14 protein-coding genes are annotated in these 13,831 nt (G+C 59.6%); 8 read left to right on the top strand and 6 right to left on the bottom strand.

The window, feature by feature from the left end:
- Positions 1 to 29: 29 nt before the first annotated feature.
- Both htpX and ABD827_RS17490 read left to right on the top strand, forming a co-directional pair.
- Positions 30 to 905, top strand: coding sequence for a protease HtpX (htpX, locus tag ABD827_RS17495; RefSeq protein WP_298716085.1), 876 nt, complete (start codon positions 30 to 32; stop codon positions 903 to 905).
- Between the two features lie 301 nt (positions 906 to 1,206).
- Positions 1,207 to 2,193, top strand: coding sequence for a nuclease-related domain-containing protein (locus ABD827_RS17490; RefSeq protein ID WP_344965977.1), 987 nt, complete (start codon positions 1,207 to 1,209; stop codon positions 2,191 to 2,193).
- A gap of 220 nt (positions 2,194 to 2,413) precedes the next feature.
- Here the strand turns inward: ABD827_RS17490 and ABD827_RS17485 are convergent, their stop codons facing one another.
- The gene (locus ABD827_RS17485; protein WP_344965976.1) at positions 2,414 to 3,463 is read right to left on the bottom strand and encodes an NADP(H)-dependent aldo-keto reductase; all 1,050 of its coding nucleotides are present in this window, start codon (positions 3,461 to 3,463) and stop codon (positions 2,414 to 2,416) included.
- A gap of 126 nt (positions 3,464 to 3,589) precedes the next feature.
- Between ABD827_RS17485 and ABD827_RS17480 the strand changes: the two genes are divergently transcribed.
- Positions 3,590 to 4,174, top strand: coding sequence for a DUF5610 domain-containing protein (locus ABD827_RS17480; RefSeq protein WP_344965975.1), 585 nt, complete (start codon positions 3,590 to 3,592; stop codon positions 4,172 to 4,174).
- A 365-nt stretch (positions 4,175 to 4,539) separates the two neighbouring features.
- On the opposite strand, the gene ABD827_RS17475 is transcribed toward ABD827_RS17480, so the two are convergent.
- Positions 4,540 to 6,447 (bottom strand): PhoX family protein, encoded by a 1,908-nt coding sequence (locus tag ABD827_RS17475; RefSeq protein ID WP_344965973.1) that lies wholly within the window; start codon positions 6,445 to 6,447, stop codon positions 4,540 to 4,542.
- A gap of 105 nt (positions 6,448 to 6,552) precedes the next feature.
- Here ABD827_RS17475 and ABD827_RS17470 point away from each other — a divergent pair, with 105 nt between their 5' ends.
- Positions 6,553 to 6,897, top strand: coding sequence for a hypothetical protein (locus ABD827_RS17470; protein WP_344965972.1), 345 nt, complete (start codon positions 6,553 to 6,555; stop codon positions 6,895 to 6,897).
- Between the two features lie 44 nt (positions 6,898 to 6,941).
- On the opposite strand, the gene ABD827_RS17465 is transcribed toward ABD827_RS17470, so the two are convergent.
- Together ABD827_RS17465 and ABD827_RS17460 are read right to left on the bottom strand one after the other, a co-directional pair.
- Positions 6,942 to 7,406: a hypothetical protein gene (locus tag ABD827_RS17465; RefSeq protein WP_344965971.1), complete on the bottom strand. Its 465-nt coding sequence runs from the start codon at positions 7,404 to 7,406 to the stop codon at positions 6,942 to 6,944.
- Between the two features lie 198 nt (positions 7,407 to 7,604).
- Positions 7,605 to 8,570, bottom strand: coding sequence for a GNAT family N-acetyltransferase/peptidase C39 family protein (locus ABD827_RS17460; RefSeq protein ID WP_344965970.1), 966 nt, complete (start codon positions 8,568 to 8,570; stop codon positions 7,605 to 7,607).
- A gap of 25 nt (positions 8,571 to 8,595) precedes the next feature.
- Between ABD827_RS17460 and ABD827_RS17455 the strand changes: the two genes are divergently transcribed.
- The gene (locus ABD827_RS17455) at positions 8,596 to 9,471 is read left to right on the top strand and encodes an ATP-grasp domain-containing protein (protein WP_344965968.1); all 876 of its coding nucleotides are present in this window, start codon (positions 8,596 to 8,598) and stop codon (positions 9,469 to 9,471) included.
- A gap of 317 nt (positions 9,472 to 9,788) precedes the next feature.
- Here ABD827_RS17455 and msrB read toward each other — a convergent pair whose 3' ends face one another.
- Positions 9,789 to 10,259, bottom strand: coding sequence for a peptide-methionine (R)-S-oxide reductase MsrB (gene msrB / locus ABD827_RS17450; protein ID WP_344965967.1), 471 nt, complete (start codon positions 10,257 to 10,259; stop codon positions 9,789 to 9,791).
- A gap of 2 nt (positions 10,260 to 10,261) precedes the next feature.
- Complete coding sequence (gene msrA, locus ABD827_RS17445; protein WP_344965966.1) at positions 10,262 to 10,879, bottom strand: peptide-methionine (S)-S-oxide reductase MsrA; 618 nt, start codon at positions 10,877 to 10,879, stop codon at positions 10,262 to 10,264.
- 258 nt (positions 10,880 to 11,137) lie between these two features.
- Between msrA and ABD827_RS17440 the strand changes: the two genes are divergently transcribed.
- From ABD827_RS17440 to ABD827_RS17430, 3 genes are read left to right on the top strand one after another with little or no spacing between them, the layout of a single operon-like run.
- Complete coding sequence (locus tag ABD827_RS17440; RefSeq protein ID WP_344965965.1) at positions 11,138 to 11,920, top strand: TSUP family transporter; 783 nt, start codon at positions 11,138 to 11,140, stop codon at positions 11,918 to 11,920.
- Complete coding sequence (gene btuC / locus ABD827_RS17435; RefSeq protein WP_344965964.1) at positions 11,920 to 12,921, top strand: vitamin B12 ABC transporter permease BtuC; 1,002 nt, start codon at positions 11,920 to 11,922, stop codon at positions 12,919 to 12,921. The genes ABD827_RS17440 and btuC overlap by 1 nt, the downstream gene beginning before the upstream one ends.
- Positions 12,914 to 13,672, top strand: a complete 759-nt coding sequence (locus tag ABD827_RS17430) for a vitamin B12 ABC transporter ATP-binding protein BtuD (protein ID WP_344965963.1) — start codon at positions 12,914 to 12,916, stop codon at positions 13,670 to 13,672. The genes btuC and ABD827_RS17430 overlap by 8 nt, the downstream gene beginning before the upstream one ends.
- Positions 13,673 to 13,831: the final 159 nt, after the last annotated feature.

Below are 13,831 nucleotides of genomic sequence, written 5' to 3'. Positions count from 1 at the left end.
TGCATACTCGTTGAAGTAAGGAAATATAGATGAAGCGCATACTGTTGTTTATTGCCACCAACCTGGCCGTGGTGCTGGTGCTGGGGGTGGTGCTGAACATCGTTTTTTCAATGCTGGGAATCGATCGCAGCAGCGTCGGTGGCCTGCTGGTGTTCTGTGCCGTGTTCGGTTTTGGCGGTTCGACCATCTCGCTGCTTATCTCCAAATGGATGGCCAAGCGCGCCTACAGCGTTCAGGTGATCGAGCAGCCCCGCAACGAAATGGAGCACTGGCTGATGACCACGGTCACCCGTCAGGCCCAGCAGGCCGGCATCGGCATGCCGGAAGTGGGCGTGTACGACTCGCCCGACATGAACGCCTTTGCCACCGGCCCCAGCCGTAACAACGCCCTGGTGGCGGTGAGCACCGGCCTGATGTACAGCATGAGCCGGGACGAAGCCGAAGCGGTGCTGGCCCACGAAGTCAGCCACGTAGCCAACGGCGACATGGTGACCCTGACCCTGATCCAGGGCGTGGTGAACACCTTCGTGATGTTTTTCGCCCGTATCGTGGCCAACATCATCAGCGGCTTCTTCAGCAATAACGAAGAGGAAGAAGGCGGCGGCATGGGTGGCCTGGCCTACTTTGCCATCGTCATGGTGCTGGAGCTGGTGTTCGGCATTCTGGCCTCCATCATCGTCATGTGGTTCAGCCGTCAGCGTGAATATCGCGCCGACGAAGGCGGTGCCCGCCTGGCCGGCAAAGAGAAGATGATCGGCGCCCTGGAGCGTCTGCGTCACGGCCCGGAAGTGGAATTGGAAGGATCGCTCGCCGCCTTTGGTATCAACGGCAAGCGCCACAGCGAGCTGTTCATGAGCCACCCGCCGCTGGAAAAACGCATCCAGGCCCTGCGCGAACAACGTTAACCAATTGCAATAACCCTGTAGTTTGGTCTCTTTTAACCCCGGCTTGCCGGGGTTTTTTTATTTGCCCAGCGAAGCTGGCAAATCCAGTGGACTGAAAGACGTTCACATCACCCTGACTGGTGGGAAGATAATCCGAATGGCAAGGGCGTTCATACTGCTGCAAGGCAGAGCTTCGTACACAACGTAAGTGAACCGGTTAGCATAGTAAGAGGATGGACTTGTAAAGACTTGATTTTAATAGTCAAACAGGTAGGAATGGGTAGTATATGGATATAAGGTTTACCGAATTTAAGGAAAGAAAATGGCCATTCTTAAAAACAAGGAGCCGCTGACGACCGACGACCCCCGTTGGGCTGCCGGTTATCGGCAGGAGCAGGATGTCGCGTTTTACCTGAGGCGGGCATTTAAGGACGATGAAAATATTCTGATATTGAATGATTATCGCTTTACCCATAATGGCGAAACGGCGCAGATTGATCATCTAGTGGTTCACCGAGCTGGCTTTATTATCATCGAGTCAAAAAGTATATACGGGGAAGTTAAAGTCAATGCGCTGGGGGAGTGGTCAAGAAGCTACAAAGGGCAGTGGAGTGGCATGCCTTCTCCCATCATACAGGCCGAGATGCAAAGAGATCTGCTGAAAGCCTTTCTGGGCGATCATGTCGATAAGTTTCTGGGAAAACTGCTGGGCATACAAATGAAGGTGGCCAGGCGAGAGTGGGATGTGCTTTGCACTGTTTCCAACAATTGTATTTTGCACCGAAACACCATGCCGGATGAGATTGGTGTGAAAGTTGTTAAAAGTGAGTCGGTTGCCGAGCAGGTGAAAAAAATAGGCGCTTACTCACGGTTGAGTGCAGCCGTATCCAGCAAGCCTTACTTCATCGTGAAGGAGTTCCAACGTCTTGGTGAGTTTTTAATGCAAACCAGTGCGGGCAGTGAGGAGCCAATTGCCGAGCCGCAGCATTACATCAACTCCGTAGGAGAACAAGCGCTGTCCTCACAAGTAGCCAGCATGCCAAATGAAGTGTCGGAGCCTGCTGTGGTACATGAGGAAAACACGGTGATTGGGTTACGTTGTAAAGGATGCGGTAGTGATGATGGGTTAAATGCCTGCAGCGGAAAGTACGGTTATTATGTTAAGTGTGGCCACTGCGGAGCCAATACCTCTATGCGGATAAATTGCCCTACCTGTGGCAGCAACAAGGTGAAAGTCAGTAAGCGGGGCAACGAGTACTGGCTTAGCTGCCACTGCGCCATGTTTGAAAAACTGTACGAACAGCGGTGATTGATAATGTTGTCTTTTTTATATCATCCCACTATCCGGCCACCGTTCATTGCGCCGATACCTATGAGTTTATTCATGTTCTTGATGAATCCCGGCCGAGTTCCGGGTATTCCGAGGCATTACTACACCTCGGCTTTATTGACGTCGTTTAGTCTACCGGCATGTCCACAGCTAGTCTGAAAGCGAGAATACTCATTGAGCCCTCAGCTAATTTCACCACTCATACCGCCGGGTTGGGCATTTGTAAATGCAGTTCTTCTATCGCCTCCAGTACTTCCGGGCTGAGGGTAATGTTCACGCTGTCGATGTTCTCTTTCAGTTGGGTCAGGTTGGTGGCGCCAATCAGGTTGCTGGTCACGAAGGGGCGGCTGTTCACAAAGGCCTGGGCCAGTTGTGCCGGGCTGATGTTGTGCTCCCGGGCCAGCTCAACATAGGCCGCGCTGGCTTGCTGGGCGCGGGGGTTGAGGTAGCGCTGAAAGCGGTCGTACAGGGTCAGGCGGGCGCCGGTGGGGCGGGCGTTGTTTTCATATTTGCCGGTCAGCATGCCAAAGGCCAGCGGAGAATACGCCAGCAGGCCCACCTGTTCGCGCAGGCTGAATTCGGCCAGGCCCACTTCATAGCTGCGGTTGAGCAGGTTGTAGGGGTTCTGGATGCTGACGATGCGCGGCAGCCCGGCCTGCTCGGCCAGTGTCAGATACTGGTGCAGGCCCCAGGGGGTTTCGTTGGACACGCCAATCTGGCGGATCTTGCCGCTTGTTACCAGCTCTTCCAGCGCGCGCAGGGTTTCCTCAATCGGCACCGTTTCTTCCTGCTCCAGCTTGTCCATGCCCAGCTTGCCGAAGTAGTTGGCGCTGCGGTCCGGCCAGTGCAGCTGATAAAGATCGATGTAGTCGGTTTGCAGTCGGCGCAGGCTGTCGTCGACCGCTTCAATCAGGTTGGCTCGGTCCAGGCAGGCCTTGCCGTTACGAAAGTAGGAAGGGCGCACCGGATTGCGTGAAGGTCCCACCGCCTTGGTGGCCAGGATCAGTTCCTCGCGCTTGCCACTGGCCTTGAGCCAGTTACCAATCATGGTTTCGGTGTCGCCCCGGGTGTGCTCTCTGGGCGGAATGGGATACATCTCGGCGGTGTCGACCAGGTTGATGCCGTGATCCACCGCCATGTCCAGCTGGGCGTGGGCCTCGGCTTCGGTATTCTGCTCGCCCCAGGTCATGGTGCCCAGACCAATCAGGCTCACCTCGATGTCGGTATGGCCGAGTGTGCGATATTGCATGATGTTTCCTTTTCGTTAGCTGATTGATGCCTTCTGTCTACAGGGTAACAGCAAAGTCCCGCCGCGGTTAAGTACCGGGCCAGGCTGCCGATAACCCGAATAGCGAATCACAACAGGAGTCTGCTGATGGCTGTTTCTCTCATGTCGAATACGCGCGTCACCGGTTCGGGCCCGCGCGATGCCGAGCCGGTGAAAAGCGGTGAAAAAACCGGGCAGCAAGCGCAACCGGCCGAGTTTGCGGTGGCCCGGGATGAACTGAAAGCCCGCGCCAATCAAAGCCTGGTCAAGGCGATGTTCGAGGCTGGCGGGCAGGGTGACGACAAGGCGATGCGTATTTTTTACGGCGAGGTGCTGGATAAACTCAATGCCGAGCTGGGTACGGAGCAGGCGGTGACGCAAGACAAGGTGGCGGCGCAGCCGGATGATTTTTGGTCGCCGGAGAACACGGCAGATCGTATCGTTAACAGCGCCCTCGGCCACTTCGAGACCTTTAAAACCCAGAACCCTGACATGGCGGAACAAGAGCAGCTGGAGCAGTTTCTGACCAAAATTACGAAAGCCATCGACCAGGGCTACGGCGAGGCGGTCAAGGTACTGGACGGGCTCAAGGTGTTTGATGGCAGCATCAGGGATAACGCCGAAGCCACCCAGGCGCTGATAGGCGAGCGGCTGGCCGCGTTTCGGGAAGAAAAGCAGGGAAAGCAGGAATAATACCAAGCCTACCTAAACCATGATCATGTACGTTTCGGTGTCAACGTCGAACAAAGGGGCCGCTCCGCCAACACGCCATGGGCGAAGGCCATCTTCACTGGCAATGGCTGCGAACATTCACCGGATATTCGGTCAGGTTGAAACGGTTGGTGTCGGCGAGACAAGTCGTAAGCTGTACGTGGTGCTGATTGCAGACGCTGAGTGGTGCCTGTTGGTGTGATGATGTTTGTGGAATGGACTCCGGCCTTCGCCGGAGTGACGGTATTTTGCAGGCCGGGGAGCCCCCGGCTTACAATGTCCGAGTCCCGAGTCCCGAGTCCCGAGTCCCGAGTCCCCAATCCCTATTCCCAAATCCCTGACGTCAATCAGGCGCCGATAATGCCGCCGTCTTCGCGGGTGATCATCATGACGCTGGAGCGGGGCGTGCTGTCGCCACCAAGCGGAAAGTGGGAGCCGGCCAGATCTTCGCCCGGGTGTTGCACGCCCACAAACAGGGTTTTCTGATCCGGGCTGAAGGCCAGGCCGGTGATCTCGCAGGCAATGGGGCCGGTGAGAAAGCGGCGCACTTCACCGGTGGCCGGGTCGGCGCACAGCATCTGGTTATTACCCATGCCGGCAAAGTCGCCTTCGTTGGAGTATTTGCCGTCGGTCTGTATCCACAGCCGTCCGGCCTGGTCGAAGCCGATGCCGTCCGGGCTGTTGAACATGTTGTCTTTATTGATATTGGCCGAGCCGGCATAGAGATTGTTTCGGTGCACGGTCGGGTTGCCGGCCAGCAGAAACAGATCCCAGTCGAATGCGGCGGCGGTGTGGCGGCCATTGGCCGGCTGCCAACGCAGGATCTGGCCGTAATGGTTTTCGGCGCGCGGGTTGGGGCCGCCCACCGGCTGATTGTCTTTTACGCCGCGGTTCTTGTTGTTGGTCAGGGTACAGAACACCACCGGCTCGGTGGGATGGGCGGCTACCCACTCGGGCCTGTCCATGGTGGTGGCGCCGACCTGAGTGGCGGCCAGGCGGGCGTGGATCAGCACTTCGGCCTGGCTGTTGAAGCCGTTTTCCGGCGTCAGGCCGTTTTTGCCGAAGGTCAGCTCCAGCCACTCTCCCTTGCCCTTGAGCTCGCCGTCGGCGGCGTCAAAGCGGGCCACGTACAGGGTACCCTGATCCAGCAGGTCGCGGTTGGCCGCCATGTCGTTCGGGTTGTATTTGCCTTCACTGACAAAGCGATACAGGTGCTCGCCGCGCTCGTCGTCGCCCAGATATACCACCACATGGCCGTCCTTATCGATCACCAGCTCGGCATTTTCATGTTTGAAGCGACCGAGTGCCGTGCGCTTGATCGGGGTAGAGGAGGGGTCTTTCGGGTCTATTTCCACCACCCAGCCGAAACGATTGCACTCGTTGGGGTGCTTGGCCAGATCGAAGCGCTTGTCAAAGGCATGCCACTGCCAGCCGGCGTCCTCTAAACCAATGCCATAACGGGCCTGGGCCGGGGTGATCTCGACCTGACCTGTGCTGCCGAAGTAACCGTTGACGTTTTCTTCACAGGTGAGATAGGTGCCCCAGGGGGTCATGCCGTTGGCGCAGTTGTTGAAGGTGCCCAGCGCCTGTTTGCCTTTGGGATCGGCGCTGGTCTGCAACAGGGCATGGCCCCTGGCCGGCCCGCTGATCATCATGGGGGTGTTGGCGTGAATGCGGCGGTTGTATTTGCCGTCTTTGGCAAAGCGCCAGCCGTCGGCGCTCTTGTTCAGGGTCAGCACCGACACACCCTGGGCGGCCTGGGCTTTTTTCACATCCTCGGCCGTCATCTGCTTGCCCTGATGGGCAAACATCAGCTCGTAATTACAGTATTCGTTGTTGATGGCCAGAATGGCGGTACTGTCGTCTACCTTGAAGAAGCTCATGCCGTCGTTGTTGTCGCCAAACTGACCCAGTTGGTCGGCGGCGCTGTTGCCGCCGCCGTTGATGAACTCGGCCACGTTGGAGAATAGCGGGTCGCCCCAGGAGATCAGGCGCTCGGCCTGGTAGCCGGGTGGCACCACAAAGCTGTCGGCGGTGCTGGTGGGCACGGCGTCAAAGCCCAGCAGCGGGCTGGTGCCGGTGGCCGCGGCCATGGCGCGGGAAAGTGGCGAGGCGCTGAAAAAAGCCACGGCACTCAGGGCAGCGGCACCGCCCAAAAAGCGACGGCGGCTCAGGCTCTGTTCAACCATTCGGGTAAACTCGGGCACCTCGGTGCGGGGGTGGTTCTGTTCATCCTTCAGTTCAAACTGGCTCATTTTTAACTTATCCTTTGCTCACATGGGGTTACAACCACTGTATGCAGCTTAGGCTAGCGGCCGATAATGGCAGTTTGATAACAACAATATGACGGGAAGATGACGATGCGAATGGAGAGCGCCGACAGGCTGGCGAAGATAATCATCGGTTTGCAGGCGGTATTGATCAGCCTGATGTTGCTGGTGACCGCCTGGTTCATGCAGCAGGGGGAGGCGACGGAACAGGCGCTGCAAGGGCCCCTGCTATGGCTGTTTATGGCCTTGTTGGTGGCGGCCTGGCTGTGGCTGTGTCGCCGGGCCTGGTATGGTTATTTGTCGTCGCAGGGCATGCGGGTGCAATGGCCGTTCTGGGTGTTGGTGGCGGTGCAGTTACCGTCTTTTCCGCTGGGCACCATCATGGGCGCCGGGCTGATTTTTCTTAAACTGAAATATCACCCGCGGGAGGGATAAACAAACAGGCCCGCCATGAGGCGGGCCTGTTCGAATCCTGGATCTCAATCGTCCCAGTCATCGTGGCGATGCTTGCGCCAGTGTTTGTGCTTATGCTTGTGTTTTTTGCCGTGATAGTAGTGGTGCACTTCTTTCTCACGGTGGCCGTCACCGGATTTGGCGCCCAGAGCCGAACCGGCACCGCCGCCGATGCCGGCGCCAATCAGCTGGCCCGTGTCACCGGCCAGGTTCTTGCCCAGTGCCGCACCACCCAGGGCACCCACGGCGCCCCCCAATGCGGCTTCGTTCTTGTTGCCTCTGTGGGCGGTGGCTGCACCACCGGCGGCGCCACCCAGGGCGGCCCCTACCAGGGCGCCGGTATCACCCCCCATTTGTTTACCCAGCAAGGCACCGGCAGCGCCCCCACCGGCACCGCCGATAATGGTGCTGAGGGTTTCACCGGCCAGGGCCGGGGTCGCCGCCAGCATCAGTGGCAGCAGGCCAAGGGCGATTATTTGTTTTTTCAACATACAGACTCTCTCTCAGACTGTTGATAATTTGGCCTGACTATACAAAGGTTCTGCAGCAAGGGAAGCGATATCGAATGGGTTATGTTTGAGCCTGTCGGGAGTGAAATTAATTAAGGTATTGTTTTATAGCAGTTTTATTTTTTACTGACTTGCAGGCGACCAGCCGTGACCGACAGATTTTGACCGTTGATGCGGTTATCAGTCCCGGAACAGCCACACCAGGGTACGCAACCCCTGCCGGCCGTAGCGGGCCAGCCGGTCGAAGCGGCTGCGTTCTATCGGCAGATACTGCTTGTCGACCGGGCTTTCGCCGGCGGCTTCGTCGATATCCGGGTCGTGGATATAGACGAATTCCTTGTCGATGGCGCACACCAGCACCCAGTGCGGCGCCTTGCGCCCGTCCAGGTGATAGGTGCTGATCAACACCAGCGGCAGCCCGCCCCGGCTGAGGCCCTGCTCCAGTTGCGCCAGGGTAAAGTGGCCGTACTCGGGGGTAATATTCAGCTGGTTCATCTGGGCCAGAAACTGCTGATGCACCCGCTCCAGTACCTGCTTCTTGTCGGCGGTGCGAACGCCCCCCACAAACAGCGGCCCGGTCTGGTTGAGGGTCAGCGCCACTCTGAAACCGCGCCGATGGGCGGCCAGTGCCAGGCCGTGGGGGCCGCAGCCACCGTGGCCGCTGGTCATGAAAATGGTGGTGGCCTCGCGCCACAGTTGCAGTTCTTCATCTATTTCCGGTTGATAATCCGGATTGAGGGCGCTCACCGCCATCATCAGCGAGGCCGGGCCACAGGTAAACTCGGTGGTCTGGCGATAGTAGGGCACGTCCTTGCTGCCGCTGAGCGGATGATAGTGATGTACCCGCTTCTGGTAGCGCAGGGCAATTTGATGATCCTCGTAGTAATCGTGATACACCCCGAACTGACGATATCCCAGCTGTTGATACAGGTTTTGCGCCGCCACGTTGTCGGCCCGCACTTCCAGACGCATGAACACGGCGCCCTGTTCCCGGGCCCCGGTTTCGGCGGCATTCATCAGCGCCTGGCCCAGCCCCAGGCCGCGGGCGTCCGGCGCCACCGCAATGGAATACACCCGTGCCAGCCGGGTATTACGGCGAAACAGCACCAGTATATAGCCCAGTAATTGTCGGTTTTGCTCGGCCACCAAACGCTACCGTTACGACTTGGCCATGCTGGTCAACCCGGACGAAGCGTTGCCGCCGTCCGATCCCAAGGCGCTCAAGCGTTTCGTCAAGGCCGGCGAGCGGGCCGGGGTGAATGTGGAGTTGATCACCCGCAAGGATTATCAGCGGCTGGCGGAATACGACGGCCTCTTTATTCGCGAGACCACCGCCATCGATCACCATACCTTTCGCTTCGCCCAGAAGGCCGAGCACGAAGGGCTGGTGGTCATCGACTCGCCCACCTCCATTCTGCGCTGCGCCAACAAGGTGTTTCTGGCCGAGAGCTTCACCAAGCACGGGGTGCCGACCCCCAAGACGCTGATGGTGAACCCGAAAGAGAAAGAAGCGGTGGCCTGGCTGGAGCAGGAAATGGGCTATCCGCTGGTACTAAAGATACCGGACGGCGCCTTTTCTCGTGGCATCTACAAGGTGGCGGACAGGGCGGCGCTGATAGAGACGCTGGGCATACTGCGCAATGCGTCGGCGCTGGTGCTGGCGCAGGAGTATTTCTTTACCGAATTCGACTGGCGCATCGGCGTGCTCAACCACCAGCCTATCTTCGCCTGCAAGTACTTTATGGTAAAAGGTCACTGGCAGATCTACCGCCATAACGGCGGAGGCAAGGAAGCGGACTCCGGCAGTTTCGTGACCCTGCCCACCTTCGAGGCGCCCAAGGCGGTGATCAGCGCCGCACTCAAGGCGGTCAAGCCCATCGGCGACGGTCTTTACGGCGTGGACATCAAGGAAGGCAAGGGCCGGGTGGCGGTGATAGAGGTGAACGACAATCCCAACATCGATCACGGGGTGGAAGATCTGTTCCTCAAGGACAAGCTCTACGACATGGTAATTGAAGACTTCGTGCGCCGCTTCGAGGCGAATTGAGGCCTTTATGCTCCCTCCCCTTAACCTCGACATTTTCAGAATAACGGCGGGGTGCAACGCAAGGGGAGGGCTGGGGAGGGGTTACTCTGCCCGGCCGTAACGACACTCCCTCCCAGGCGCCGCTTTAGCGGCGCAATCCCACGACGGCGCTGTGCCTGATGATCCGGCACCGTCTGCTCCGGCAGCTAAAGCGCCGGCTACAAAAACACCCCGATGTCTGGATTGGGCTGTAGGCGCCCATTTATGCGGCGCAAATCTGCCGGCGACGCCGGGTTCTCAGGCGCGGCACCATACCGTGCCTATGTGCAATCGAGCCGTTACAAAAAATCCCGCTCGCCGCGGCGCAGTGGGTCCGGCTTGGGCTCGCCGGCGGCACAGAAGTCGAGCGAGGCCGAGTTCAGGCAATAGCGCAGGCCGGTGGGGGCGGGGCCATCCGGAAACACATGGCCCATGTGGCCGTCGCAGCGACGACAGCGAATTTCAACCCGGCGCATGCCGTGGCTGACGTCCGCCAATTCGAGAATATGATCCGGATGATAGGGCGCATAAAAGCTGGGCCAGCCGGAGCCGGACTCGAATTTACAGGCCGAAGAAAACAGCGGTAGCGCGCACAGCTTGCACACATAGCTGCCTTGCTGATGGTTATCGAGCAAACCGCCGCAGAAGGGGGCTTCCGTCCCCTGACTCAGTAAAATCCGTTTTTCATCCGCACTCAGTTGCGCGGCCAGTTGCTGCAACTGCTCATCGGTGGGTGGGCTCAGATCGTAGGGGCTGGGAGTTTGTGCCATGGTTACAGATCCTTTTTCAGCCGATGCTTGAAGAAATGCTGCACCTTGGCCACCTTGGGCTGGGCAACAGCGGCGATATAAGGCTGATTGGGATTGATCGCCGCGTAGTTCTGATGATAGTCCTCTGCCGGATAAAACACGGTCAACGGCTCGAGCGTGGTGACGATGGGCGCCCGGAATACGCCGTTCTGCTCCAGCAAGGCAATATAGTCGGCGGCCAGCCGGCGTTCGGCGTCATCCTGATAAAACACCGCCGAGCGATACTGGCGACCACAATCGTTGCCCTGACGATTAAGCTGGGTGGGATCGTGGGCGATGCCGAAAAACACCTTCAACAGGGTGCCGGGGCCAATCAGGGCGCTGTCGTATTCGATGGCGATGGCTTCTGCATGATCGGTGGTGCCGCTGCACACCGCCTTGTAGTTGGCGGTGTCTTCACTGCCGCCGGTATAGCCGGAGATCACCTGCTGTACCCCGTCCAGCTGTCGATACACCGCCTCGGTGCACCAGAAGCAGCCACCGGCCAGCACCAGGGTGCGCACGCCGGTGTTGCGCAAGGCGCCGTCGTCGGCATCGGGAAAGTCACCGGGTAGCAGGCTCAGCACGGAATCCGTCATCATATTTCTCCTCATGGGTCGTTCGGCTACGTTACCACAGCCAACAGCCAGGCTAAACGACCTTGCGCTGCCTGCCGTGCGTGTCCTGCAACAGACAGTTTTATTCTGCCTTTAGTTGCAAAGAAAGTGGCAGTGAGTCATTGCCTGCGGGGCGCCCCCTGCAGTTATATGGCTAAGGTACTGCCAGATAGAGCGTTTTGCTGTTGCTGCTTTTGCCATCCTGCTAGTCTATGCGCCTTTATGCTGAATGTCGGAATCATCATGGAACTGGATTTGCTTACGCTGGGATTGCTGGCGCTGGCGGCGCTGCTGGCGGGCTTTATCGATGCCATTGCCGGTGGTGGCGGCCTGATCACGGTGCCGGCGCTGCTGGCCACCGGCATGCCGCCGACCATGGCGCTGGCCACCAACAAACTGCAAAGCAGCTTCGGCTCGTTCTCTGCCACCTTTTACTACCTGCGCCGGGGGCTTATCGACTGGCGCACCATGAAATGGGCGGTGGCCTGCACCTTTATCGGCAGCATGCTCGGTACCCTGCTGGTGCAGCGTATCGATGCCTCCATTCTGCAAAAGGTGCTGCCGTTCCTGCTGGCGGCCTTTGCACTGTATTTTCTGTTTTCGCCCCGCGTGGGGGATGAAGACCGTAGCCGCCGGCTGGGCATGATTCCCTTCGCGCTGCTGATCGGCACGGGGGTGGGTTTTTACGACGGCTTCTTCGGCCCCGGCACCGGCTCCTTCTTCGCGCTGGGCTTTATTGCCCTGGCCGGCTTCAGCATGGCCAAGGCCACGGCCCATACCAAGTTGCTCAATTTCACCTCCAACATCGCCTCGCTGCTGTTCTTTATTCTCGGCGGTCAGGTGGTCTGGGTGGCCGGACTGTCGATGGCGCTGGGGCAGTTTGTCGGCGCCCGGCTGGGCTCCAACATGGTGGTGACCCGGGGTACCCGTATCATTAAACCCATGCTGGTGACGGTGTCATTGGTGATGTCGGTACGCCTGCTGTGGCAACAATATCCGGCCTGGTTTGCCTGGGTCTCCCTGTGATGCTGGCAAGGCTTTTTCGGCAACAACAGCGCAAGTATCAATACTGGCTGCTGGGGCTGGGTCTGGCGCTGGTGGCGGCCATGTTGCTCAGCCTGCAGCTGGGTGCGGTGGGGGTGGGCATAGAGGCGCTATGGCAGCCGGTTTCCAAGCTGGAGCAACAGGTGTTCTGGCAGTTGCGGCTGCCACGCACCCTGTTGGCGGTGCTGGTCGGCGCCAGCCTGGCGCTGTGCGGGGCCGTGCTGCAGGTATTGCTGCATAATCCGCTGGCCGAGCCGGGGCTGATTGGTATTTCCAGCGGGGCCAGCCTGGCGGCGGTGTTGACCCTGTCGCTGTCGGTGCATCTGGGTTTGAACCTGCCTTACTGGAGCCTGTCGCTGGCCGCCTTTGTCGGCGCCCTGCTGGTCACCCTGTTGTTGCTGGCGCTGTCGCGCCGTCGCCTGGGGCCGGGGGCCTTGCTGCTGTTCGGGGTGGCGGTGGGTATTCTGGCCAATGCGGTACTGACCTGGCTGCTGTATCTGGCCGACGATGCCTCGCTGCGCAGCTTTCTGTTCTGGATGATGGGCAGCCTGGGCCACGGTCAGCCGCTGTCGTTGTGGTGGTGGCTGCCGGCGCTGCTTGCCCTGACCTGGCTGGTGCGCCAGGGGCGGCGGCTCGATTTACTGGCACTGGGCGAACATCAGGCACGATTGCTGGGACTGAATGTGCGCTGGCTGCAACCCCGGCTGGTGCTGGCGGTGTGTTTGCTTACCGCCTTCAGCGTGGCCATGGCCGGCCCCATCGGCTTCGTGGGCCTGGTGGTGCCGCACCTGCTGCGGCTGCTGGCGGGCGGCAAGCAGCGGTTTTTGCTGCCCGCATCCATGCTGGCCGGGGGCCTGGTGCTGACCCTGGCCGATGTGGCGGCGCGCACGGCGTTGACGGTGGGCGAGCTGCCCATCGGCGCCGTTACCGCCACCCTGGGCGCGCCGGTGTTCATCTGGTTACTGGTGCGTCGTCATGCTTGAATTCGAGAACTTTATCCAGGCCCGGCGGGTCGGCCCCGTTAGCGGCGAATGTGCGGCGGGTCGGCTGACGTTGCTGATCGGCCCCAACGGCAGCGGCAAGTCCAGCCTGCTGGCGGGGGCGGCGGGCCTGAGTGACAGCGACGGCAAGGGCCGGGTTCGGCTGGCAGGCAAGGACCTGTCCGGTTACAGCCTGCATGAGTTGGCCCGGCACAGGGCCATGCTGGCCCAGCAGGCGGTATTGCCTCACGGTCTGCGCGGTTATGAATTGCTGGCACTGGCGGCCGAACCGCTGGGTGGGGTGAGCGAGGCGGCGTGCCGGGTAATGGCCGAGCTGGCGGGGCCGCTGGGGCTGAACTCGCTTTACAATCGCCAGCTCGACACCCTGTCCGGCGGCGAACAGCAACGATTACTGATTGCCGGGACCCTGCTGCAGGTGGATCCTGCCATCAACCCCGACGCTCGCCTGCTGCTGCTGGACGAACCCCTGGCGGGGCTCGACTGGCATCATCAGCTCGCCACCCTGCGTTTGTTGCGCGGTTATGCGCAGCGGGGACTGGCGGTGGTGGCCTCCATTCACGACATCAACCTGGCCTGCCAGTATGCGGATGACGTCTGGTGCCTGCATAAAGGCAAACTGGCTGCTTTTGGCGGGCCCGAGGTGATTACCCCACAACTTATCGCCGAGGTGTTCGAGGTAAAGGTTCGGGTGCTGGAGCAGGACGGCCACCGAATTATGCTGCCGGAGGAATAAAAGCAGAGATTAAAGCAAAGGGCCTACAGCAACCCCACCCCGACCCTCCCCTTGCGTTGCACCCCGCTGTGGTTCTGCCAAGTTCGAGGCTAAGGGGAGGGAGCAAACCGGCGCTGTGTCTACCGTTCGGCGCCGAGCTGCTCCTCCCCCTTGGCTGCG

The organism is Oceanisphaera sediminis (genome assembly GCF_039539745.1).
GTDB classification, from domain to species: domain Bacteria; phylum Pseudomonadota; class Gammaproteobacteria; order Enterobacterales; family Aeromonadaceae; genus Oceanimonas; species Oceanimonas sediminis.
The sequence above is the reverse complement of the archived record's forward strand: the minus strand, read 5'-3'. Positions and strand labels throughout refer to the sequence as shown.